We start from the raw sequence: 23,942 nt of genomic DNA on the forward strand, positions 1-23,942 counted from the left end.
AAAAGGGCCGCAGAAGATGCGGCCCTTTTGCTTAATTATTCTGATACAGGTCTTTATACAAGCGGCTTTCGAAGCGCACCAGCGGAATACGTCGGTTACGCTGGTCGGCCGGAGGCACGGCGTAGCCTGATAAATACTGCACGAACGCCATCTTCTGCCCGCTGGCCGTGGTAATGAATCCAGCCAGGTTATACACCCCCTGCAGTGAGCCCGTTTTCGCCGAAACTTTGCCGTCAACGCCTGCCTGATGCAGACCCGCGCGGTATTGCAGAGAGCCATCGTGGCCAGCCAGGGGCAGCATCGAGATAAAGTTGAGCGCGTTATCATGCTGGGCGATGTACTGTAGCACCTGCATCATCGTCGCTGGCGCGATCAGGTTATGGCGCGACAGGCCTGAGCCATCGGCAATGATTGTATTCCCGAGATCGACACCGGCCTGCTGACGCAGGATCTGCCGTACGGCATCGGATCCGGCTCGCCAGGTTCCCGGCACGCCGAAGCGAGCATGGCCAATGGTGCGAAACACCGTATCGGCGATCATGTTGTCCGATTTTTTCAGCATTATACGCAGCAAATCGTGCAGCGGCGCAGATTGCGTACTCGCCAGTACGGTACCCGGCTCGTTTGCCAGGGTCTGACGCAGCAGCGTACCGCTCCAGGTGATATCGGCGTCGGTCAGCTCCGCTTTCAGAATCGCGCCGGCATAGCTGGCGCCATCCTGAATGGCAAAAGCCAGCGGCAGCGGCTCGCTGCGCTGCGGTAGACAGCCGGTCAGGGTGTAACGGTTGAGATCGCCGGGAACCACGTCCAGCTCACAGTACTGTGCTTCAGAAGAGCCGCGAGCGAGGGTGCGCACCTGGCTGAACATGGTCACCGGGTAGTAAGACGCCACGCGGATAAACGCCAAATCGCCCGGCTTTTGCGCGCTATAAAGCGAGATGGAGAAACAGTTTCGATCGACAATCGCCGCCGCCGGAGGTGCGCTAAAGCACTGCGTCATATCGTTCCATGGCCAGCCTGGCGCTTTATCATGACTGGCGAAAATGGAGGTATCGATCAGAACATTGCCTTCAATTCGCTGGACGCCTGCTTTCTTCAGCGTGGCAACCATATTACGAATATCCTGGCGCTTGAGGGTAGGGTCGCCGCCAAAGCGCGCAATCAGGTCTCCTTTCAGGATGCCACCGCTGAGGCTGCCTTTCGTTTCCAGCGTCGTGGTGAAGCGGAAATCCGGACCCAGCTGCAGCAGCGCGGCCAGCGCGGTGATCACTTTTTGGGTGCTGGCGGGTAGCGCCATCTGCTGGCTATGGTAGTCTATCTCCGGCGTCGGGGAGCCTACCTTCTGCGCCATAAAGGCAAGGTTTGCGCCCGCAGGAAGCTGATTGATGTACTCGTCAATATTCGCCGCATGAGCGCTAATCGCTATACCGGCAGTCAATCCGATGATAAATCTGGGAAATCGCATAATCTCGCGCTAACAACCTGAAACCAGTCCGTCATACTACGGTGCAACGCCCTGTAAAGTAAACGATGACCCATAATGAACTTCGGGTTAAAATACGTATCAAATTGAAAATTGCTGCTGGCCTGGGGATCGCTTTCCGGGTCGGTTTTCTTTTGCTCCGGCCATGCTCAAGACTTGACCGGCTGCGGAGCAGCGGCGTCTGCTCCATGAAGGATCGATAAAGAGGTATAACAAATGCAAGCTATTCCGATGACCTTACGTGGCGCTGAAAAACTGCGCGAAGAACTGGATTTCCTGAAGTCCGTACGTCGTCCTGAAATCATCGCGGCTATCGCTGAGGCGCGCGAGCACGGCGATCTGAAAGAAAATGCTGAGTATCACGCTGCCCGCGAACAGCAGGGTTTCTGTGAAGGACGCATCAAGGATATCGAGGCGAAGCTGTCTAACGCGCAGGTCATCGATATCACCAAAATGCCTAACAATGGCCGAGTGATTTTTGGTTCCACAGTCAGCGTTCTGAATCTTGATACCGATGAAGAGCAAACTTATCGTATCGTCGGCGATGACGAGGCCGATTTTAAGCAAAATCTGATCTCTGTAAACTCACCGATTGCGCGTGGTTTAATCGGTAAAGAACAGGATGATGTTGTCGTCATCCGTACACCGGGCGGCGAAGTTGAATTCGAAATTATCAAGGTTGAGTACCTTTAATCCGAATTTAACGCTACGATGTTGATGGATTGTAAAGAAAGGAAAAAGGCCGCGTAGCGGCCTTTTATCAACGTCCGGAGCATGGCATTTTGCTCGTCTACCCGCAGAAAACCCTCGATTTACACAAAGTTGTGTCGATAACCAGGATATTCTTAGAGTGGCAGCGAGATTTTACGCTCTTTAGTCGGGCGGTACAGAACCAGCGTTTTACCGATGACCTGTACATTACAGGCGCCGGTTTCGCGCACGATAGCTTCCACGATCAAGGTTTTAGTTTCGCGATCTTCCGAGGCGATCTTCACCTTGATAAGTTCATGGTGCTCTAACGCTTGTTCAATCTCGGCCAGTACCCCTTCGGTCAAACCATTGTTGCCAAGCATAACTACCGGCTTGAGCGGATGTGCCAGACCTTTCAGGTGCTGTTTTTGTTTAGTACTCAGATTCATCGTATTTTTTTGCTTACGTTGGGATTGAAAACGGTTCATTCTACCGCCATCTCCCATATATCGCCAAACTACCGCGTCGATTTTTACGTCGCGAAGTACGATGAACCCGAAATGGGAATGTTAAATGACAGGTAAAAAGCGTTCTGCCAGCTCAAGTCGTTGGCTTCAGGAACACTTTAGCGATAAATATGTTCAGCAGGCACAGAAAAAGGGGTTACGTTCCCGAGCCTGGTTTAAACTTGATGAAATACAGCAAAGTGACAAGATTTTTAAACCGGGGATGACGATAGTTGACCTCGGCGCTGCACCCGGTGGCTGGTCGCAATACGCGGTTACGCAGATCGGTAACAGCGGCCGCATCATTGCTTGCGATCTTTTACCTATGGATCCAATCGTTGGTGTGGACTTCCTTCAGGGTGACTTTCGTGATGAATTAGTCCTGAAAGCGTTACTTGAGCGTGTAGGTGACAGTAAAGTACAAGTTGTCATGTCCGATATGGCGCCAAATATGTGTGGAACACCGGCGGTGGATATTCCCCGGGCCATGTATCTGGTGGAGCTGGCGCTTGGAATGGCTCGAGATGTATTAGCGCCAGGTGGTAGTTTTGTAGTGAAGGTGTTCCAGGGCGAAGGCTTCGATGAGTATCTAAGAGAGATTCGCTCCCTGTTTACGAAGGTCAAAGTTCGTAAGCCGGACTCTTCTCGCGCCCGTTCGCGTGAAGTGTATATTGTAGCGACCGGGCGTAAACCATAACCGGCAGATTTCAAACGAAAGTTTGAAAGACGCGGGATATAGAGTATCCTGACGCTGTTTTTAACACAGTTGTAATAAGAGGTTAATCCCTTGAGTGACATGGCGAAAAACCTAATACTCTGGCTGGTCATTGCCGTTGTGCTGATGTCAGTTTTCCAGAGCTTTGGGCCCAGCGAGTCGAATGGCCGAAAGGTAGATTATTCAACCTTCCTGCAAGAGGTCAATCAGGACCAGGTTCGCGAAGCGCGTATCAACGGACGTGAGATCAACGTTACCAAGAAAGATAGTAACCGTTACACGACTTACATTCCGGTTAACGATCCGAAGCTGCTTGATAACCTGTTGACGAAAAACGTCAAAGTGGTTGGCGAACCGCCGGAAGAGCCAAGCCTGCTGGCTTCTATCTTCATTTCCTGGTTCCCGATGCTGCTTCTTATCGGCGTTTGGATCTTCTTCATGCGTCAGATGCAGGGCGGCGGTGGCAAAGGCGCCATGTCGTTCGGTAAGAGCAAGGCGCGCATGCTGACGGAAGACCAGATCAAAACCACTTTTGCCGACGTCGCCGGTTGTGACGAAGCGAAAGAAGAAGTCGGTGAACTGGTTGAATACCTGCGTGAACCGAGCCGTTTCCAGAAGCTGGGCGGCAAGATCCCGAAAGGCGTCCTGATGGTCGGCCCTCCGGGTACCGGTAAAACCCTGCTGGCCAAGGCCATTGCAGGCGAAGCGAAGGTTCCATTCTTTACAATTTCAGGTTCTGACTTCGTTGAAATGTTCGTGGGCGTTGGCGCATCTCGCGTGCGCGACATGTTCGAACAGGCCAAGAAAGCGGCACCGTGCATCATCTTTATCGATGAAATCGACGCCGTAGGCCGCCAGCGTGGCGCGGGATTAGGCGGCGGTCACGATGAACGTGAGCAGACGTTGAACCAGATGCTGGTTGAGATGGATGGTTTTGAGGGTAACGAAGGTATCATCGTTATCGCGGCAACCAACCGTCCGGACGTTCTTGACCCTGCGCTGCTGCGTCCGGGCCGCTTCGACCGTCAGGTTGTTGTTGGTCTGCCGGATGTTCGCGGTCGTGAACAGATCCTGAAAGTGCATATGCGTCGCGTACCGCTGGCGCCGGATATCGATGCGGCAATTATTGCCCGCGGTACGCCAGGCTTCTCCGGTGCTGACCTCGCGAACCTGGTAAACGAAGCTGCGCTGTTTGCCGCTCGTGGCAACAAGCGCGTGGTCTCGATGGTTGAGTTCGAGAAAGCGAAAGACAAAATCATGATGGGTGCGGAACGTCGCTCCATGGTGATGACGGAAGCACAGAAAGAGTCCACCGCGTACCACGAAGCGGGTCATGCGATTATCGGTCGCCTTGTGCCGGAACACGATCCGGTGCACAAAGTGACGATTATTCCGCGCGGTCGTGCGCTCGGTGTTACCTTCTTCCTGCCTGAAGGCGACGCTATCAGCGCCAGCCGTCAGAAGCTGGAAAGTCAGATTTCGACCCTGTACGGCGGTCGTCTGGCTGAAGAAATTATCTACGGCGTAGAGCATGTTTCTACCGGTGCGTCTAACGACATTAAAGTCGCGACTAACCTGGCGCGTAACATGGTGACCCAGTGGGGCTTCTCTGACAAACTCGGCCCGCTGCTGTATGCCGAAGAAGAAGGCGAAGTTTTCCTTGGCCGCAGCGTCGCGAAAGCGAAACATATGTCCGATGAAACGGCTCGTATCATCGACCAGGAAGTGAAGTCACTGATTGAGCGTAACTACAATCGTGCACGCCAGCTTCTGAACGATAACATGGACATCCTGCACGCGATGAAAGATGCGCTCATGAAATATGAGACCATCGATGCTCCGCAGATTGATGACCTGATGGCTCGCCGCGATGTTCGCCCGCCAGCTGGCTGGGAAGAACCGGGTTCGTCCAACAATTCTGACAATAACGGCACGCCTCGTGCGCCGCGTCCGGTTGATGAACCGCGTACGCCAAACCCGGGTAATACCATGTCAGAACAGCTGGGCGACAAATAAGTTAGCCGTCATTGATGCTGTTGTACTTTTAAAACCCCAGGGCGTTTGCTCCGGGGTTTTTCTTTTTCAATCTTTCTCTGACTCAGGGACATAGCGATGAAACTTGAAGCCCAGGGTTCAACCCTCGATCTCTCCCACCCCCATGTAATGGGAATTCTTAACGTCACCCCGGATTCGTTCTCTGACGGCGGGACTCACAATACGCTGGTAGAAGCCGTTAAACATGCCAATCTGATGATTAATGCCGGAGCGACTATTATTGATATCGGTGGGGAATCGACGCGCCCGGGGGCCGCAGATGTCAGCGTTGAGGAAGAGCTCGCTCGAGTCATTCCGACGGTAGAAGCCATTGCCCAGCGCTTCGAAGTGTGGATCTCCGTTGATACCTCTAAACCGGAGGTGATTCGTGAATCAGCGCGCGTGGGGGCGCATATCATCAATGATATCCGTTCGTTAACCGAGCCGGGAGCGCTGGAGGCTGCGGCGGAAACCGGCTTGCCGGTGTGCCTGATGCATATGCAGGGCCAGCCCAAGACCATGCAGGATGCCCCTAAATACGCGGATGTCTTTGCTGACGTTGAACGCTTTTTTGTCGAACATATTGTGCGCTGCGAGCGGGCCGGTATCGCAAAAGATAAATTGCTGCTCGACCCGGGATTCGGTTTCGGTAAAAATCTTTCCCATAATTATGAACTGCTTGCCCGACTCAGCGAGTTCCATCATTTCGGTCTTCCGCTACTGGTCGGTATGTCGCGTAAGTCGATGGTAGGCCAGTTGCTTAATGTCGGGCCGAAAGAACGCCTGAATGGCAGCCTGGCTTGCGCAGTCATTGCTGCAATGCAGGGCGCGCAGATTATTCGCGTCCATGATGTCAAAGAAACGGTAGAAGCGCTGCGTGTGGTGGAAGCTACCCTGGCCGCTAAGGAAAATAAACGTTATGAGTAACCGCAAATATTTTGGTACTGATGGTATCCGTGGCCGCGTAGGCGATGCGCCAATAACGCCAGAATTTGTCTTAAAGCTGGGCTGGGCGGCTGGAAAGGTGCTGGCGCGCCACGGTTCGCGCAAGATTATTATCGGTAAAGATACCCGTATTTCAGGCTATATGCTGGAGTCCGCGCTGGAGGCTGGCCTGGCTGCCGCAGGGTTATCGGCTTCTTTTACCGGCCCAATGCCAACGCCGGCAATTGCCTATCTGACGCGAACCTTCCGCGCGGAGGCCGGAATTGTGATCTCCGCTTCGCATAATCCGTTCTATGATAACGGCATTAAATTCTTCTCTATCGAAGGGACTAAGCTCCCGGATGAAGTTGAAGAAGCCATTGAAGCCGAAATGGAAAAAGAGCTGACCTGCGTTGATTCCGCCGAGCTGGGCAAAGCCAGCCGTATCGTCGACGCGGCTGGTCGCTATATCGAGTTTTGCAAAGGCACCTTTCCGAACGAGCTGAGCCTCAACTCCTTGAAAGTGGTGGTCGATTGCGCTCACGGCGCGACTTACCATATCGCCCCGAGTGTTTTCCGCGAGCTGGGCGCTCAGGTGATCGCCATGGGCTGTGAGCCTGATGGACTCAACATCAATGAAGAAGTCGGAGCGACGGATGTTCGTGCTCTGCAGGCGCGCGTGCTGGAGGAAAAAGCCGACCTGGGTATTGCCTACGATGGCGATGGCGATCGGGTCATAATGGTGGACCATGAAGGCAATAAAGTCGACGGTGATCAGATCCTCTACATCATAGCTCGCGAGGGTCTGCGCCAGGGGCAACTGCGTGGCGGCGCCGTCGGGACGCTCATGAGCAACATGGGGCTTGAACTGGCGCTCAAACAGCTGGGTATTCCTTTCGTTCGCGCGAAGGTAGGTGACCGTTATGTGCTTGAAAAACTGCAGGAGAAAGGCTGGCGCATCGGTGCCGAAAACTCCGGCCATGTGATCCTGCTGGACAAAACCACCACGGGGGATGGGATTGTCGCCAGCCTGCAGGTGGTGGCGGCGATGGTGCGTAACCATATGAGCCTGCACGATCTGTGTAGCGGAATGAAAATGTTCCCGCAGCTGCTGGTTAATGTCCGCTTTACCGAAGGTAGCGGTAACCCGCTGGAACATGAACATGTAAAAGCGGTCACGGCAGAAGTGGAGGCCGAGCTGGGCAATCGTGGCCGCGTACTGCTGCGTAAATCAGGCACCGAGCCGCTGATTCGCGTTATGGTGGAAGGCGAGCATGAAGAAAAGGTGCACGAGTTCGCCCATCGTATCGCTGATGCCGTAAAAAGCGTGTAATTTGTCTGGCTAAGTAATTAAAAAGGCGACGCTTGCCGCCTTTTTAATCGACAAAAAATCGCTTTTTGCTGTTTTTTTCCGCACTTGATACAATGCGTTGAAATTGCCCTTGCGAAGGTCATTCGCTTTGGTTAGTATTCACACCCGCTTCAGTGGGAAACGTTAAAACGTCCCGCTTTATTGGTCGAAGCACTTGGTATGCGGCGAATCCGCAAGGAACAGGTTGATTATGTACGAAGCTCTTTTAGTTGTTTTCCTTATTGTAGCAATTGGCCTTGTTGGTCTGATTATGCTGCAGCAAGGTAAAGGCGCTGATATGGGAGCCTCCTTCGGAGCAGGCGCTTCCGGCACTCTGTTTGGATCCAGCGGTTCTGGTAACTTCATGACCCGCATGACTGGTATCCTGGCTGCGCTGTTCTTCATCATCAGTCTGGCGCTGGGTAATATCAACAGCAACAAGACCAACAAAGGAAGTGAGTGGGATAACCTGAGCGCTCCGAAAACCGAGCAAACTCAGCCGACAGCTCCGGCACAGCCGAGCAGCGACATCCCGCACTGATAAGTAGTATCCGTACCGAGGTGGTGGAATTGGTAGACACGCTACCTTGAGGTGGTAGTGCCCTAACGGGCTTGTGGGTTCGAGTCCCATCCTCGGTACCAATTTCCTGAAAAAAGACGCTGAAAAGCGTCTTTTTTTTCGTCCAGAGAAAAGTGCGCAGTCGCATAAGCGGCTGATATTCCTCTTCGGTTGGGGGCGGGATTTCACAGCATAAAAAAGGCCGCTTGCGCGGCCTTTACTCTTTTCACAGGGATGTTACTTAGCTTTATTTTCCAGGTTTTCCACCTGCGGCAAGCCGGTGGCGGAAGAGGCGGTCAGCAGTCCGGACTGAGCGTAGCCAAACAGCTTATCGCGGGTATCGGTGATATCCAGATTGCGCATTGTCAGCTGGCCGATACGGTCCTCAGCGGAGAACATTGAGTCGCCTTTTTCCATGGTCAGGCGTTCTGCTTTATAGGTCAGATTATCTGACACGGTATTCAGGATGGAATAGTCGTTGCCGCGACGCAGTTCAAGGGTCACTTCGCCGGTGATTTGGCTGGCCACCCAGCGCTGCAGGCCGTCGCGTAGCATCAGAGCCTGTGAGTCGAACCAGCGCCCCTGATACAGCAGGCGACCCAGCTGACGACCGTGTGCGTGATATTGTTCGATGGTATCTTCATTATGAATACCGGTCAGCAGACGCTCATAGGCAATATGCAGCAGCGCCATCCCGGGGGCTTCATAAATGCCGCGGCTCTTCGCTTCGATGATACGGTTTTCGATCTGATCGCTCATGCCGAGTCCATGGCGGCCGCCGATCCGATTAGCTTCCAGCATCAGCTCAACGTCATCGCTAAAGGTCTGTCCATTCAGCGCAACCGGGTGGCCTTGTTCAAAGCGGACGGTGACTTCTTCCGCAGGAATTTTGACGCTTTCATCCCAGAACTTCACGCCCATAATTGGGTTCACAATCTTGACGCTGGAGTTCAGGAACTCAAGATCTTTAGCCTCGTGCGTAGCTCCCAGCATATTGGAGTCGGTTGAGTAGGCTTTTTCAACGGACATTTTATAGTCAAACCCGCAGGAAATCATAAATTCTGACATTTCCTGGCGGCCGCCTAACTCGTCGATAAAGTCGCTATCCAGCCACGGTTTGTAAATTTTCAGCTCTGCGTTGGTCAGCAGGCCGTAACGATAGAAACGTTCGATATCGTTGCCTTTATAGGTACTGCCGTCGCCCCAGATGTTAACGCCGTCTTCTTTCATCGCGGCAACCAGCATAGTACCGGTCACTGCGCGGCCCAGCGGAGTGGTATTAAAGTAGGTCAACCCGCCGGTGGTGTTATGAAACGCGCCGCACTGGATTGCAGCAATACCTTCCGCAACCAGCTGCTTACGGCAGTCGATCAGACGAGCTCCTTCAGCACCATACTCTTTGGCACGACGAGGAATGGCTTCGTAATCGTCTTCGTCTGGCTGTCCCAGGTTAGCGGTATATGCATAAGGGACTGCTCCCTTTTTACGCATCCACAGCAGCGCGGCGCTGGTATCCAGCCCACCAGAAAAAGCAATACCAATACGTTGTCCTACCGGGAGATGCTTGAGAATCGTCGTCATAAAATAAAACCCTGCTAGAGAGACTGTGGTGAGTTTGACTCAACAATCTTTATTGCATGTTTATGCATTAATTGTGAGTTTTCATTTAATCATCTTTTGCTGGTGACAGGAAGAGGCTGAGCCGTTTTTTACCAAAAAACCCTGAAATACCAGCACGAACCGAAACCCGCTATGTGAAATTCATGTTGACAAAATATATGAAGTATCAATACAATTCACTACGATTTTATGTCCCGTCTCTCGGTACCAAATCCCAGCAGTATTTGCGTCTTTTGCTCAAAACGAGTAAAATATGCCACGTTTCAGGCGCGGGGTGGAGCAGCCTGGTAGCTCGTCGGGCTCATAACCCGAAGGTCGTCGGTTCAAATCCGGCCCCCGCAACCACTTTCCCATTAAGTACTTTTTCAAATATACTGTGAGGACCGGGTCCTTCGTAGACGAATTTGAAAGAATTCTTCTGGAAAGTGTTCCAGATCGCAGTTGCGATCTCAGGGTTCAGTTATCTAAAGCCCCGATTTATCGGGGTTTTTTGTTATCTGACTTCAGAATAACTGGGCTATACGCCCTTTTTTTATGTCTTGGGGGTGGGTTTGTCCACATTAGAGCAAAAATTAACAGAGATGCTCACAGCGCCAGTTGAAGCGCTTGGCTTTGAGCTGGTCGGCATCGAATTTATTCGCGGTCGCACATCCACACTGCGCATCTATATTGATAGTGAAGATGGCATCAATGTTGATGATTGTGCTGATGTGAGTCACCAGGTCAGTGCTGTTATGGACGTAGAAGACCCGATTACAGTCGCTTATAACCTGGAAGTTTCTTCCCCTGGTCTCGATCGTCCTATGTTTACCGCCGAACACTATGAGCGTTTCATCGGCGAAGAAGTTTCGCTGGTTTTGCGCATGGCGGTACAGAACCGACGCAAATGGCAGGGCCTTATCAAAGCGGTAGACGGTGAGATGATCACGGTAACCGTCGAAGGCAAAGATGAAGTGTTCGCGCTGAGTAACATCCAGAAGGCGAACCTGGTTCCCCACTTTTAACAGTCTGGATTGAGGTGAAAGGCCCCGATGAACAAAGAAATTTTGGCTGTTGTTGAAGCCGTTTCCAACGAAAAGGCGCTGCCGCGTGAGAAAATTTTCGAAGCGTTGGAAAGTGCGTTAGCAACGGCTACTAAGAAAAAATATGAACAAGAGATCGACGTTCGCGTAGAAATCGATCGTAAAAGCGGTGATTTCGACACATTCCGTCGCTGGCTGGTTGTGGAAGAAGTCACCCAGCCGACGCGCGAAATCACGCTGGAAGCTGCGCGTTTCGAAGATGAAAGCATGAATCCTGGCGATTACGTCGAAGACCAGATTGAATCTGTCACCTTTGACCGTATCACTACGCAGACTGCGAAGCAGGTTATCGTACAAAAAGTACGTGAAGCCGAACGCGCAATGGTCGTTGATCAGTTCCGTGAGCACGAAGGTGAAATTATCACGGGCGTAGTGAAGAAAGTGAATCGCGACAACATTACGCTGGATCTGGGCAACAACGCTGAAGCCGTGATCCTGCGTGAAGACATGCTGCCGCGTGAAAACTTCCGTCCGGGTGACCGTATCCGCGGCGTACTGTACGCAGTCCGCCCGGAAGCGCGTGGCGCGCAGCTGTTCGTGACGCGTTCCAAGCCGGAAATGCTGATTGAACTGTTCCGCATTGAAGTTCCGGAAATTGGTGAAGAAGTTCTCGAAATTAAAGCGGCGGCTCGCGATCCTGGCTCTCGTGCTAAAATCGCGGTTAAAACCAACGATAAGCGCATCGATCCGGTGGGTGCCTGCGTCGGTATGCGCGGCGCGCGCGTTCAGGCAGTCTCGACTGAACTGGGCGGCGAGCGTATTGATATCGTGCTGTGGGACGATAACCCGGCGCAATTTGTCATTAACGCCATGGCTCCGGCTGACGTCGCCTCTATCGTGGTAGATGAAGACAAGCACACCATGGATATCGCAGTCGAAGCGGGCAACCTGGCGCAGGCCATTGGCCGTAACGGTCAGAACGTCCGTCTGGCGTCTCAGCTGAGCGGCTGGGAACTGAACGTCATGACCGTTGATGACCTCCAGGCTAAGCATCAGGCTGAAGCCCATGCAGCGATTGATACCTTCACTAAATATCTTGATATTGATGAAGATTTCGCCACGCTGCTGGTTGAAGAAGGTTTCGCCACTCTGGAAGAACTGGCCTATGTGCCAATGAAAGAACTGCTGGAAATTGACGGTCTGGATGAACCGACCGTTGAAGCACTTCGTGAGCGGGCGAAAAACGCGCTGACCACGCTGGCGCTGGCCAAAGAAGAGAGCCTGGGAGACAGCAAACCTGCCGACGATCTGTTGAATCTGGAAGGTATGGATCGCGCCCTGGCATTCACCCTGGCCGCCCGTGGTGTTTGTACGCTGGAAGATCTCGCCGAGCAGGGCATTGATGATCTGGCTGATATCGAAGGCTTGACCGACGAGAAAGCCGGAGAACTTATCATGGCCGCTCGTAATATTTGTTGGTTCGGCGACGAAGCGTAATAAACTGTAGCAGGAAGGAACAGCATGACAGATGTGACCATTAAAGCGCTGGCCTCAGAGATTCAGACCTCTGTGGATCGCCTGATACAGCAATTTGCTGATGCAGGGATCCGCAAATCGGCTGATGATTCTGTGACCGCGCAAGAGAAGCAAACCTTGTTGACGCACCTGAACCGTGAACACGGCTCAGCGCCCGACAAGCTGACGCTGCAGCGCAAAACGCGCAGCACGTTAAATATTCCGGGTACCGGTGGAAAGAGTAAGTCGGTACAAATCGAAGTCCGCAAGAAACGCACCTTTGTGAAACGCGATCCGCAAGAGGCCGAACGCCTTGCCGCGGAAGAGCAGGCGCAGCGTGAAGCGGAAGAGCAAGCCCGTCGTGAGGCAGAAGAAGCTGCCAAACGCGAGGCGCAATTAAAAGCTGAACGTGAGGCCGCAGAACAAGCGAAACGTGAACTCGCCGATAAAGCGAAACGTGAAGCCGCGGAAAAAGACAAAGTGAGCAATCAACAAACCGACGATATGACCAAAACCGCCCAGGCTGAAAAGCAACGCCGCGAAAACGAAGCTGCGGAGCTGAAGCGCAAATCGGAAGAAGAAGCACGCCGCAAACTTGAAGAAGAAGCGCGCCGTGTAGCGGAAGAAGCACGCCGTATGGCTCAAGAAAACGAAAAGAACTGGACTGAAGCGCCAGAAACGCCTGAAGAGACCACTGACTATCACGTAACAACTTCTCAGCATGCGCGTCAGGCTGAAGACGATAACGATCGTGAAGTTGAAGGCGGTCGCGGCCGTGGACGTAATGCGAAAGCAGCGCGTCCGGCTAAGAAAGGCAACAAACACGCTGAATCGAAAGCCGATCGTGAAGAAGCCCGTGCGGCCGTTCGCGGCGGTAAAGGTGGTAAACATCGTAAGGGTTCGGCTCTGCAGCAAGGCTTCCAGAAGCCGGCTCAGGCGGTTAACCGTGATGTTATCATCGGTGAAACCATCACCGTTGGCGATCTGGCCAACAAGATGGCCGTTAAAGGTTCTCAGGTCATCAAAGCGATGATGAAGCTGGGCGCTATGGCGACGATTAACCAGGTCATCGACCAGGAAACCGCACAGCTGGTTGCCGAAGAGATGGGCCACAAAGTTATCCTGCGTCGTGAAAACGAGCTGGAAGAAGCGGTAATGAGCGACCGTGACACCGGCGCTGCGGCGGAACCGCGCGCACCGGTTGTGACTATCATGGGTCACGTTGACCACGGTAAAACCTCTCTGCTGGACTACATTCGTTCAACGAAAGTGGCCTCTGGCGAAGCGGGCGGCATTACTCAGCATATCGGTGCGTACCACGTCGAAACCGACAACGGTATGATCACCTTCCTGGATACCCCGGGCCACGCCGCGTTCACCTCTATGCGTGCTCGTGGTGCTCAGGCGACGGATATCGTGGTTCTGGTTGTGGCCGCAGACGACGGCGTGATGCCGCAGACCATCGAAGCAATCCAGCACGCGAAAGCGGCGGGTGTGCCGGTCGTGGTTGCGGTGAACAAAATCGATAAGCCGGAAGCGGATCCGGATCGCGTTAAAAACGAACTGTCCCAGTACGGCATTCTGCCGGAAGAGTGGGGCGGTGAAAGCCAGTTCGTCCACGTGTCTGCTAAAGCGGGTACCGGCATCGACGAACTGCTGGACGCAATCCTGCTGCAGGCTGAAGTTCTGGAGCTGAAAGCGGTTCGTAAAGGTATGGCGAGCGGCGCGGTTATCGAATCCTTCCTGGATAAAGGTCGTGGTCCGGTTGCTACCGTTCTGGTACGCGAAGGTACGCTGCACAAGGGTGACATCGTCCTGTGCGGTTTCGAATATGGTCGCGTTCGTGCGATGCGTAACGAACTGGGTCAGGAAGTGCTGGAAGCGGGTCCATCTATTCCGGTGGAAATCCTCGGCCTGTCAGGCGTACCGGCTGCCGGTGACGAAGTGACCGTCGTTCGTGACGAGAAGAAAGCACGTGAAGTTGCGCTGTATCGTCAGGGTAAATTCCGTGAAGTTAAGCTGGCTCGTCAGCAGAAATCTAAACTTGAGAACATGTTCGCCAACATGACCGAAGGCGAAGTTCACGAAGTGAACATCGTCCTCAAAGCGGACGTGCAGGGTTCTGTGGAAGCGATCTCCGACTCCTTGCTGAAACTGTCTACTGACGAAGTGAAAGTGAAGATTATCGGTTCCGGCGTAGGTGGTATCACCGAAACCGACGCAACCCTGGCCGCTGCCTCCAACGCGATTCTGGTTGGCTTTAACGTTCGTGCTGATGCATCTGCACGTAAAGTTATCGACGCGGAAAGCCTGGATCTGCGCTACTACTCCGTCATCTATCATCTGATCGACGAAGTGAAAGCAGCGATGAGCGGCATGCTGTCTCCGGAACTGAAACAGCAGATCATTGGTCTGGCCGAAGTCCGTGATGTGTTCAAATCGCCGAAATTCGGCGCCATCGCAGGCTGTATGGTTACTGAAGGTACGATTAAGCGTCATAACCCAATCCGCGTACTGCGCGACAACGTGGTTATCTATGAAGGCGAGCTGGAATCCCTGCGCCGCTTCAAAGATGACGTTAACGAAGTTCGTAACGGCATGGAGTGTGGTATCGGCGTTAAGAACTACAACGACGTTCGCGTTGGCGATATGATCGAAGTGTTCGAAATCATCGAGATTCAACGTACCATCGATTAATCGTTTAGTAGGCCGGGGAAGCGCAGCGCCTCCCGGTTATACAAAATTAAAGGGGGCCGCGTGGCCCCCTTATTTGTCTGGAGAATTTATTATGGCGAAAGAATTTGGTCGCCCGCAGCGCGTGGCTCAGGAGATGCAAAAAGAGATCGCAATCATCCTGCAGCGCGAAATTAAAGACCCGCGTCTGGGCATGATGACCACGGTTTCAGGCGTCGAGATGTCCCGCGACCTGGCCTATGCCAAAGTGTTTGTGACCTTCCTGAACGACAAAGACGAAGCCGCCGTGAAAGCGGGCATCAAGGCTTTGCAGGAAGCGTCTGGTTTTATTCGCTCGCTGCTGGGCAAAGCAATGCGCCTGCGTATCGTGCCGGAACTGACCTTCTTCTACGACAATTCATTAGTCGAAGGAATGCGCATGTCGAACCTGGTGACCAGCGTGGTGAAACATGACGATGAGCGTCGTGTGAACCCGGACGACAGTAAGGAGGACTAATGAGTCGTCCTCGTCGTCGCGGTCGCGACGTGCACGGCGTACTGTTGCTGGATAAACCGCAAGGCGCATCCAGCAACGACGTGCTGCAGAAAGTTAAACGACTTTATAATGCTAACCGGGCAGGGCATACGGGAGCGCTGGATCCGCTGGCGACCGGCATGCTGCCGATTTGCCTCGGGGAAGCGACAAAGTTTTCCCAGTATCTGCTCGATTCTGACAAGCGCTACCGCGTGATTGCTAAACTTGGCCAGCGCACCGATACCTCTGATGCCGACGGCCAGGTGGTGGAAGAACGTCCGCTGACTTTTAGTCCTGAGCAGCTGGCAGCCGCGCTCGATGGCTTTCGTGGTGAAACCCAGCAGGTGCCGTCGATGTATTCGGCGCTGAAATACCAGGGGAAAAAACTGTACGAATATGCCCGTCAGGGGATTGAAGTACCGCGTGAATCCCGGCCGATTACGGTTTACGAGCTGCTGTTTATCCGCCATGAGGGGACGGAGCTTGAGCTGGAAATTCACTGCTCCAAAGGCACCTACATTCGCACGATTATTGATGATTTAGGCGAGAAACTTGGATGCGGCGCGCACGTCACTTTCCTGCGTCGCCTGGCGGTCAGTAAATATCCCGTCGAACGGATGGTGACACTGGAACAGCTGCAGGCGCTGGTTGAACAAGCCAATGCGCAGGATATTCCGGCAGCCCAGCTGCTGGACCCGCTATTGATGCCGATGGACAGCCCGGCTTCGGATTACCCGCTGGTGAATATTCCGGAAACCTCCGCCGTCTACTTTAAAAACGGCAATCCGGTGCGGACATCGGGTGCGCCGCTGCAGGGACTGGTTCGCGTCACCGAAGGTGATGACGAGAAGTTTCTTGGCATGGGGGAAATCGATGATGAAGGCCGCGTGGCGCCTCGTCGTCTGGTGGTTGAATACCCTGCCTGAGCGCTTTCCTTGCGATAAAAGGCTGCTGCGAGTAGAATATCGCCGCTTAACGTCCGCCAAAGTGTTTTAACATTTGCGAGCGTTATATCAGGGGTTGCTGAATTAGAGATCGGCACCCTTTCTTTCTTTTAATTTTGGAGTTCGAAAATGTCTCTAAGCGTTGAAGCTAAAGCAAAAATCGTTTCTGAGTTCGGTCGTGGCGAAAACGACAGCGGTTCTACTGAAGTTCAGGTTGCACTGCTGACTGCACAGATCAACCACCTGCAGGGTCACTTTGCAGAGCACAAAAAAGATCACCACAGCCGTCGTGGTCTGCTGCGCATGGTTTCTCAGCGTCGTAAACTGCTCGACTACCTGAAACGTAAAGATGTTGCACGTTACTCTTCGCTGATCGAGCGTCTGGGTCTGCGTCGCTAATTCTGCGAGTTTCAGAAGAAGGGGCCTCACGGCCCCTTTTTTCGACCGGGCGGCAGCAATTCATTAAAAACTCATGTATTGTTGCTATTAATGATCTTCATGCAGAGGTTCGCGCGGCTAATGAGAGGCTTGACTCGCAGGGGCGGGTAAAGGTTGTCATTAGTCGCGAGGATGCAGAAGATCGGGTCATACGATGTCTTATCGTGGATTTGACATCATCTATAGATAAAAGGATAGAATTTTGCTTAATCCGATCGTTCGTAAATTCCAGTACGGCCAACATACCGTAACGCTGGAGACCGGCATGATGGCGCGCCAGGCAACTGCCGCCGTTATGGTTAGCATGGATGACACCGCGGTATTCGTTACCGTAGTCGGCCAGAAAAAAGCGAAGCCAGGCCAGGATTTCTTCCCGCTGACCGTTAACTATCAGGAGCGTACTTACGCTGCTGGTAAAATCCCGGGTGGTTTCTTCCGTCGTGAAGGCCGTCCGAGCGAAGGCGAAACCCTGATTGCGCGTCTGATTGACCGCCCGGTTCGCCCGCTGTTCCCGGAAGGCTTCGTTAACGAAGTTCAGGTTATTGCGACCGTCGTTTCCGTTAACCCACAGGTTAACCCGGATATCGTCGCGATGATCGGCGCTTCCGCTGCGCTGTCTCTGTCCGGTATTCCGTTTAACGGCCCAATTGGCGCCGCGCGCGTGGGTTATATTAATGACCAGTACGTGCTGAACCCGACCCAGGAAGAGCTGAAGTCCAGCAAACTGGATCTGGTTGTTGCGGGTACCGAAGCCGCAGTACTGATGGTTGAATCCGAAGCTGAACTGCTGAGCGAAGACCAGATGCTGGGCGCGGTCGTGTTTGGTCACGACCAGCAGCAGGTTGTTATTCAGAACATCAACGACCTGGTGAAAGAAGCCGGTAAACCGCGTTGGGACTGGCAGCCGGAAGTGGTTGATGCCGCGCTGAACGCGCGTGTCGCTGCGCTGGCTGAATCTCGCCTGAGCGATGCGTACCGTATCACCGACAAACAGGAGCGTTATGCTCAGGTTGACGTGATCAAATCCGAAACTATCGCGACCCTGGTTGCGGAAGATGAAACCCTGGACGCTAACGAACTGGGCGAAATCCTGCACGCAATCGAGAAAAACGTGGTGCGTAGCCGCGTACTGGCCGGTGAGCCGCGTATCGATGGTCGTGAAAAAGATATGATTCGTGGTCTGGACGTTCGTACCGGCGTTCTGCCGCGTACCCACGGTTCAGCACTGTTTACCCGTGGTGAAACTCAGGCGCTGGTTACCGCGACCCTGGGCACCGCACGTGACGCGCAGAACATCGATGAGCTGATGGGCGAGCGTACTGACTCCTTCCTGTTCCACTATAACTTCCCTCCGTACTCCGTAGGCGAAACGGGAATGGTCGGCTCTCCGAAGCGTCGTGAAATCGGTCACGGTCGTCTGGCTAAGCGCGGCGTACTGGCCGTGATGCCGACTATCGAAGAGTTCCCGTACACCGTACGCGTGGTTTCTGAAATCACCGAATCGAACGGTTCCTCCTCCATGGCTTCCGTCTGTGGCGCTTCTCTGGCGCTGATGGACGCAGGTGTGCCGGTGAAAGCCGCCGTTGCGGGTATCGCAATGGGTCTGGTGAAAGAAGGCGACAACTTCGTCGTACTGTCTGACATTCTGGGCGATGAAGATCACCTGGGCGATATGGACTTCAAAGTTGCGGGTTCCCGTGAAGGTATCTCTGCTCTGCAGATGGATATCAAAATTGAAGGTATCACCAAAGAGATCATGCAGGTTGCTCTGAACCAGGCTAAAGGTGCGCGTCTGCACATCCTGGGCGTGATGGAACAGGCGATTAACGCGCCGCGCGGCGATATCTCTGAGTTCGCACCGCGTATTCACACGATCAAGATCAGCCCGGACAAAATTAAAGACGTTATCGGTAAAGGCGGCTCCGTTATTCGCGCGCTTACCGAAGAAACCGGCACCACTATCGAAATCGAAGATGACGGTACCGTCAAAATCGCAGCAACCGATGGCGACAAAGCGCAGCACGCGATTCGTCGTATCGAAGAGATCACCGCTGAGATCGAAGTTGGCCGTATCTATAACGGTAAAGTGACCCGCATCGTTGACTTTGGCGCATTCGTTGCCATTGGCGGCGGTAAAGAGGGTCTGGTTCACATCTCTCAGATCGCCGACAAGCGCGTTGAGAAAGTGACCGACTATCTGCAGATGGGTCAGGAAGTGCCGGTTAAGGTTCTGGAAGTTGACCGTCAGGGCCGTGTCCGTCTGAGCATCAAAGAAGCAACTGAACAAACTCAGCCTGCGGCTGCGCCGGAAGCTCCGGCTGCCGAACAGCAGGGCGAGTAAGGTTGCCGTTTGCCCTCCGCATTGCGGAGGGCGCATTGCGGGCAGGAAGCCCTGTTTGCAGCCGGGGAACTGGACGTTCATCCAATCGTTGTCTTCGGGAGTGGGAAATGAAGCCTTTTTTGCGCTGGTGTTTCGTGGCGACAGCTCTCACGCTGGCAGGATGCAGCAACTCTGCCTGGCGTAAGGACGCAGTCCTCGCGGTGCCATTGCAACCGACTTTGCAGCAGGAAGTGATTCTGGCGCGCATGGAACAAATTCTTGCCAGTCGGGCTTTAACCGATGACGAACGCGCACAGCTTTTATATGAGCGCGGAGTGTTGTATGATAGTCTCGGTCTGAGGGCATTAGCGCGAAATGATTTTTCACAAGCGCTGGCAATCCGACCGGATATGCCTGAAGTATTCAATTACTTAGGCATTTATTTAACGCAGGCAGGCAATTTTGATGCTGCCTATGAAGCGTTTGATTCTGTACTTGAGCTTGATCCAACTTACAACTACGCGCACTTAAATCGCGGCATCGCTCTTTATTACGGCGGTCGTGCTAAGTTAGCGCAAGATGATCTGCTGGCGTTTTATCAAGACGATCCCAATGATCCTTTCCGAAGCCTGTGGCTTTATCTCGCCGAGCGTCAGCTCGATGAGAAGCGGGCGCTTGAAGCACTGAGACAGCGCTTAAACAAGTCGGACAAAGAACAATGGGGATGGAACATTGTCGGGTTCTACCTTGGCGACATTAGCGAAAAAGAGCTAATGGACCGTCTGAAGGCAGACGCAACGGATAACACCTCGCTCGCTGAGCATCTCAGTGAAACCAACTTCTATTTAGGTAAGTACTACCTAAGTCTGGGGGACAAGGACAGCGCTACGGCACTGTTCAAACTGGCGGTCGCAAACAACGTTCATAACTACGTTGAGCACCGATACGCATTGTTGGAATTATCGCTCTTGGGCCAGGAGCAAGATGACCTGGCAGAATCGGACCAGCAATAGCTGACGAACACATCAGCCCTTTTTTGATTGCCATCACCTTAGCGGGTGAGGGCGTTGTTGTTCGTTAATACACCTACTTTGAGCCGGTTCACACTTTTCAATGAAAATTACCGTAAATTTTCACGATGAGTTATGTAGACTGGCCGCCATTAATTTTGAGGCACACGTACTACATGGCTGAATTCGAAACCACATTTGCAGATCTGGGCCTGAAGGCTCCCATCCTTGAAGCGCTTAACGATCTGGGTTACGAAAAACCATCTCCGATCCAGGCTGAGTGCATTCCGCATCTGCTGGGCGGCCGCGACGTTCTGGGTATGGCCCAGACGGGTAGCGGTAAAACCGCAGCGTTCTCTTTACCGCTGCTGAACAACATTGATCCTGAGCTGAGAGCACCGCAGATTCTGGTGCTGGCGCCGACCCGCGAACTGGCGGTACAGGTTGCTGAAGCAATGACGGAGTTCTCTAAACATATGCGCGGCGTAAACGTGGTTGCCCTGTACGGCGGCCAGCGTTATGACGTGCAGCTGCGCGCACTGCGTCAGGGGCCGCAAATCGTTGTCGGTACCCCGGGTCGTCTGCTGGACCACCTGAAACGCGGTACGCTGGATCTCTCTAAACTGAGCGGTCTGGTACTGGATGAAGCTGACGAAATGCTGCGCATGGGCTTCATCGAAGACGTAGAAACCATTATGGCGCAGATCCCGGAGGGTCATCAGACCGCTCTGTTCTCTGCCACCATGCCGGAAGCGATTCGTCGTATTACCCGCCGCTTTATGAAAGAGCCGCAGGAAGTGCGCATCCAGTCCAGCGTCACGACTCGCCCGGACATCAGCCAGAGCTACTGGACTGCTTACGGTATGCGTAAAAACGAAGCGCTGGTGCGTTTCCTGGAAGCGGAAGATTTTGATGCGGCGATTATCTTCGTTCGTACCAAAAATGCGACCCTGGAAGTGGCCGAAGCGCTGGAGCGTAGCGGCTATAGCAGCGCTGCGCTGAACGGCGACATGAACCAGTCCCTGCGTGAGCAGACTCTGGAGCGTCTGAAAGACGGTCGTCTGGATATCCTGATTGCAACCGACGTTGCGGCTCGTGGCCTGGACGTTGAGCGTATTAGCCTGGTGGTTAACTACGATATCCCGATGGATTCCGAATCTTACGTTCACCGTATCGGCCGTACCGGTCGTGCGGGTCGCGCTGGCCGCGCGCTGCTGTTCGTTGAGAACCGCGAGCGTCGTCTGCTGCGCAATATCGAACGTACGATGAAGCTGACCATTCCGGAAGTTGAACTGCCGAACGCAGAGCTGCTGGGCAAACGTCGCCTGGAAAAATTTGCCGCGAAAGTTCAGCAGCAGCTGGAAAGCAGCGATCTGGATCAGTACCGCGCGCTGCTGGCGAAAATCCAGCCGTCTGCCGAAGGCGAAGAGCTGGACGTGGAAACGCTGGCCGCAGCGCTGCTGAAAATGGCGCAGGGCGAACGTCCGCTGATCCTCCCGCCGGATGCGCCTATGCGTCCTAAGCGCGAGTTCCGCGACCGTGACGATCGTTTCGAACGTCGTGGCGACCGTAACGATCGTGGCCCGCGCGGCGATCGCGGTGGCGAAGATCGTCCGAAGCGTGAGCGTCGTGACGTTGGCGATATGGAACTGTACCGCATTGAAGTGGGCCGTGATGACGGCGTTGAAGTTCGTCATATCGTTGGCGCCATCGCGAACGAAGGCGATATTAGCAGCCGTTACATTGGTAACATCAAGCTGTTTGGTTCTCACTCCACCATCGAACTGCCGAAAGGCATGCCGGGCGAAGTGCTGCAGCACTTTACGCGTACCCGCATCCTGAACAAGCCGATGAACATGCAGTTGCTGGGCGATGCTCAGCCGCGCCCTGAGCGCAGCGGCGAACGTCGTGGCGGCGGTGAGCGTCGTGAAGGCGGCCGTAGCTTCGGCGGCGGTGAACGTCGTGAAGGTCGTGGTTTCGGCGGTGAGCGTCGCGAAGGCGGCCGTGGTGAAGGTCGCCGTTTCAGCGGTGAACGTCGCGAGGGTGGCCGCGCGCCGCGCCGCGATGATGCTTCAGCGCCGCGTCGTGACGACTCCGCAGGTCGTCGTCGTTTCGGTGGCGATGCATAATTAGCGCTTTCCGCTAACGTAAAGTAAACGATACAGCCCCGATCTTAACGATTGGGGCTTTTTTTATTTCCTTTGTACTCGTGTACTGGTACAGTGCTTCACGTTGATAACAAAAAAAGTATTTTCGACTGGAGATTTCGGCAAATGGCGACACTTACCACTACGGCAACCCGACCGTCCTTATTTGGCGGCGTAGTGATTATCGGCGGGACAATTATTGGTGCGGGCATGTTTTCGCTGCCGGTTGTAATGTCAGGCGCATGGTTCTTCTGGTCTCTGGCGGCGCTGGTTTTTACCTGGTTTTGTATGCTGCATTCCGGGTTGATGATCCTTGAAGCGAACCTGAATTATCGGATTGGTTCGAGCTTCGATACCATTACTAAAGATCTGCTCGGTAAAGGCTGGAATCTGGTTAACGGCGTGTCGATCGCCTTTGTACTTTATATTCTGACTTACGCCTATATCTCCGCCAGCGGCTCGATCCTGCACCATACGTTTAGCGAAATGTCGCTGAACGTACCGGCAAGGGCGGCTGGTTTTGGTTTTGCGCTACTGGTGGCGTTTATCGTCTGGTTGAGCACCAAAGCGGTGAGCCGCATGACGGCCATTGTGCTGGGAGCTAAGGTCATTACCTTCTTTCTTACCTTTGGCAGCCTGTTGGGACACGTCCAGCCGACCACGCTGTTTAACGTGGCTGAACAAAATGCCTCGTATATGCCCTATCTGCTGATGACGCTGCCGTTCTGTCTCGCATCTTTCGGCTATCATGGCAACGTGCCGAGCCTGATGAAGTACTACGGCAAAGATCCGCGCACAATCGTGAAATGCCTGGTTTACGGTACGCTGCTGGCGCTGGGTCTGTACGTGGTGTGGCTGCTGGTGACGATGGGCAATATCCCACGCCCTGAATTTATCGGTATCGCGCAGAAGGGGGGTAACATAGATGTCCTGGTCCAGGCGCTCAGTGGAGTGCTGAACAGCCGGAGCCTGGATCTACTGTTAGTCATCTTTTCGAACTTTGCCGTTGCCAGTTCGTTCCTTGGCGTAACGCTCGGCCTGTTTGATTATCTGGCGGATCTGTTCGGCTTCGATGACTCCGCGCTGGGACGTTTTAAAACAGCGGTACTGACCTTCGTTCCACCGATGGCGGGAGGCTTGCTGTGGCCGAACGGATTCCTCTATGCGATCGGCTATGCAGGTCTGGCCGCGACGATCTGGGCGGCAATTGTACCGGCGCTGCTGGCTCGCGCATCGCGTAAACGTTTTGGCAGCCCATTGTTTCGCGTTTGGGGTGGAAAGCCGATGATCGCTTTGGTGCTGCTGTTTGGGCTGGGTAACGTTATCGTGCATTTCCTCTCAAGCTTTAACGTATTACCCACCTATCAATAATTGAATTTTTTGCTGAGCCAGATTTAACGATCTGGCTCAAAAAATATTTTCTTTAGTTCTCTTTCTGTTTTTAATCGTTCATTTA

At 53.6% G+C, this 23,942-nt stretch carries 20 protein-coding genes and 2 tRNA genes; 19 read left to right on the forward strand and 3 right to left on the reverse strand.

Going from position 1 to position 23,942, the window contains the following annotated elements; all coding sequences use genetic code 11:
* Positions 1 to 31 precede the first annotated feature (31 nt).
* Positions 32 to 1,465, reverse strand: a complete 1,434-nt coding sequence (gene dacB, locus IAE27_RS07605; RefSeq protein ID WP_004106117.1) for a serine-type D-Ala-D-Ala carboxypeptidase — start codon at positions 1,463 to 1,465, stop codon at positions 32 to 34.
* A 234-nt stretch (positions 1,466 to 1,699) separates the two neighbouring features.
* Here dacB and greA point away from each other — a divergent pair, with 234 nt between their 5' ends.
* On the forward strand, positions 1,700 to 2,176 hold the full coding sequence (gene greA / locus IAE27_RS07610; RefSeq protein ID WP_004106115.1) for a transcription elongation factor GreA: 477 nt from the start codon (positions 1,700 to 1,702) through the stop codon (positions 2,174 to 2,176).
* 152 nt (positions 2,177 to 2,328) lie between these two features.
* Here greA and yhbY read toward each other — a convergent pair whose 3' ends face one another.
* On the reverse strand, positions 2,329 to 2,622 hold the full coding sequence (gene yhbY, locus IAE27_RS07615) for a ribosome assembly RNA-binding protein YhbY (protein WP_200092210.1): 294 nt from the start codon (positions 2,620 to 2,622) through the stop codon (positions 2,329 to 2,331).
* Between the two features lie 124 nt (positions 2,623 to 2,746).
* On the opposite strand from yhbY, the gene rlmE reads away from it, so the two are divergent.
* The 6 genes from rlmE (at position 2,747) to IAE27_RS07645 (ending at position 8,345) form a co-directional block, all read left to right on the forward strand.
* Positions 2,747 to 3,376 (forward strand): 23S rRNA (uridine(2552)-2'-O)-methyltransferase RlmE, encoded by a 630-nt coding sequence (rlmE, locus tag IAE27_RS07620; RefSeq protein WP_004106110.1) that lies wholly within the window; start codon positions 2,747 to 2,749, stop codon positions 3,374 to 3,376.
* Between the two features lie 99 nt (positions 3,377 to 3,475).
* Positions 3,476 to 5,410, forward strand: a complete 1,935-nt coding sequence (gene ftsH / locus IAE27_RS07625) for an ATP-dependent zinc metalloprotease FtsH (RefSeq protein WP_004854549.1) — start codon at positions 3,476 to 3,478, stop codon at positions 5,408 to 5,410.
* 96 nt (positions 5,411 to 5,506) lie between these two features.
* Positions 5,507 to 6,355 (forward strand): dihydropteroate synthase, encoded by an 849-nt coding sequence (gene folP, locus IAE27_RS07630; protein ID WP_004106106.1) that lies wholly within the window; start codon positions 5,507 to 5,509, stop codon positions 6,353 to 6,355.
* Complete coding sequence (gene glmM / locus IAE27_RS07635; protein ID WP_004106105.1) at positions 6,348 to 7,685, forward strand: phosphoglucosamine mutase; 1,338 nt, start codon at positions 6,348 to 6,350, stop codon at positions 7,683 to 7,685. The genes folP and glmM overlap by 8 nt, the downstream gene beginning before the upstream one ends.
* A gap of 229 nt (positions 7,686 to 7,914) precedes the next feature.
* The gene (secG, locus tag IAE27_RS07640; protein ID WP_004106103.1) at positions 7,915 to 8,244 is read left to right on the forward strand and encodes a preprotein translocase subunit SecG; all 330 of its coding nucleotides are present in this window, start codon (positions 7,915 to 7,917) and stop codon (positions 8,242 to 8,244) included.
* 14 nt (positions 8,245 to 8,258) lie between these two features.
* Positions 8,259 to 8,345, forward strand: a tRNA-Leu gene (locus tag IAE27_RS07645).
* A gap of 154 nt (positions 8,346 to 8,499) precedes the next feature.
* Here IAE27_RS07645 and argG read toward each other — a convergent pair.
* Positions 8,500 to 9,843 (reverse strand): argininosuccinate synthase, encoded by a 1,344-nt coding sequence (gene argG / locus IAE27_RS07650; protein ID WP_004106101.1) that lies wholly within the window; start codon positions 9,841 to 9,843, stop codon positions 8,500 to 8,502.
* Positions 9,844 to 10,150: 307 nt separating this feature from the next.
* Between argG and IAE27_RS07655 the strand changes: the two genes are divergently transcribed.
* The 12 genes from IAE27_RS07655 (at position 10,151) to mtr (ending at position 23,857) form a co-directional block, all read left to right on the forward strand.
* Positions 10,151 to 10,227: transfer RNA gene (locus tag IAE27_RS07655), tRNA-Met, on the forward strand.
* A gap of 206 nt (positions 10,228 to 10,433) precedes the next feature.
* The gene (rimP, locus tag IAE27_RS07660; RefSeq protein WP_004125659.1) at positions 10,434 to 10,886 is read left to right on the forward strand and encodes a ribosome maturation factor RimP; all 453 of its coding nucleotides are present in this window, start codon (positions 10,434 to 10,436) and stop codon (positions 10,884 to 10,886) included.
* A gap of 27 nt (positions 10,887 to 10,913) precedes the next feature.
* Positions 10,914 to 12,401, forward strand: coding sequence for a transcription termination factor NusA (gene nusA, locus IAE27_RS07665; RefSeq protein ID WP_123830017.1), 1,488 nt, complete (start codon positions 10,914 to 10,916; stop codon positions 12,399 to 12,401).
* Positions 12,402 to 12,425: 24 nt separating this feature from the next.
* A complete protein-coding gene (infB, locus tag IAE27_RS07670; RefSeq protein ID WP_004106093.1) occupies positions 12,426 to 15,116 on the forward strand; it encodes a translation initiation factor IF-2 in 2,691 nt (896 codons plus the stop codon).
* 91 nt (positions 15,117 to 15,207) lie between these two features.
* Complete coding sequence (rbfA, locus tag IAE27_RS07675) at positions 15,208 to 15,609, forward strand: 30S ribosome-binding factor RbfA (protein ID WP_004106092.1); 402 nt, start codon at positions 15,208 to 15,210, stop codon at positions 15,607 to 15,609.
* Positions 15,609 to 16,553, forward strand: a complete 945-nt coding sequence (gene truB, locus IAE27_RS07680; RefSeq protein ID WP_004115829.1) for a tRNA pseudouridine(55) synthase TruB — start codon at positions 15,609 to 15,611, stop codon at positions 16,551 to 16,553. Before rbfA ends, truB begins: the two co-directional genes overlap by 1 nt.
* A 147-nt stretch (positions 16,554 to 16,700) precedes the next feature.
* Complete coding sequence (gene rpsO / locus IAE27_RS07685; RefSeq protein ID WP_004106090.1) at positions 16,701 to 16,970, forward strand: 30S ribosomal protein S15; 270 nt, start codon at positions 16,701 to 16,703, stop codon at positions 16,968 to 16,970.
* A 241-nt stretch (positions 16,971 to 17,211) separates the two neighbouring features.
* On the forward strand, positions 17,212 to 19,350 hold the full coding sequence (pnp, locus tag IAE27_RS07690) for a polyribonucleotide nucleotidyltransferase (RefSeq protein ID WP_004106089.1): 2,139 nt from the start codon (positions 17,212 to 17,214) through the stop codon (positions 19,348 to 19,350).
* Positions 19,351 to 19,457: 107 nt separating this feature from the next.
* A complete protein-coding gene (gene nlpI, locus IAE27_RS07695; protein WP_004106088.1) occupies positions 19,458 to 20,342 on the forward strand; it encodes a lipoprotein NlpI in 885 nt (294 codons plus the stop codon).
* Positions 20,343 to 20,442: 100 nt separating this feature from the next.
* Positions 20,443 to 20,523 carry a protein YrbN gene (gene yrbN, locus IAE27_RS07700; protein WP_085903200.1) on the forward strand — a complete coding sequence of 27 codons (81 nt, stop codon included), beginning with the start codon at positions 20,443 to 20,445 and terminating at the stop codon, positions 20,521 to 20,523.
* The gene (locus IAE27_RS07705; protein WP_016809829.1) at positions 20,516 to 22,468 is read left to right on the forward strand and encodes a DEAD/DEAH family ATP-dependent RNA helicase; all 1,953 of its coding nucleotides are present in this window, start codon (positions 20,516 to 20,518) and stop codon (positions 22,466 to 22,468) included. Before yrbN ends, IAE27_RS07705 begins: the two co-directional genes overlap by 8 nt.
* A gap of 144 nt (positions 22,469 to 22,612) precedes the next feature.
* Positions 22,613 to 23,857 carry a tryptophan permease gene (gene mtr, locus IAE27_RS07710; RefSeq protein ID WP_017145353.1) on the forward strand — a complete coding sequence of 415 codons (1,245 nt, stop codon included), beginning with the start codon at positions 22,613 to 22,615 and terminating at the stop codon, positions 23,855 to 23,857.
* Positions 23,858 to 23,942 lie beyond the last annotated feature (85 nt).

This window comes from Klebsiella sp. S69 (genome assembly GCF_016516145.1).
GTDB classification, from domain to species: Bacteria; Pseudomonadota; Gammaproteobacteria; order Enterobacterales; family Enterobacteriaceae; genus Klebsiella; species Klebsiella oxytoca.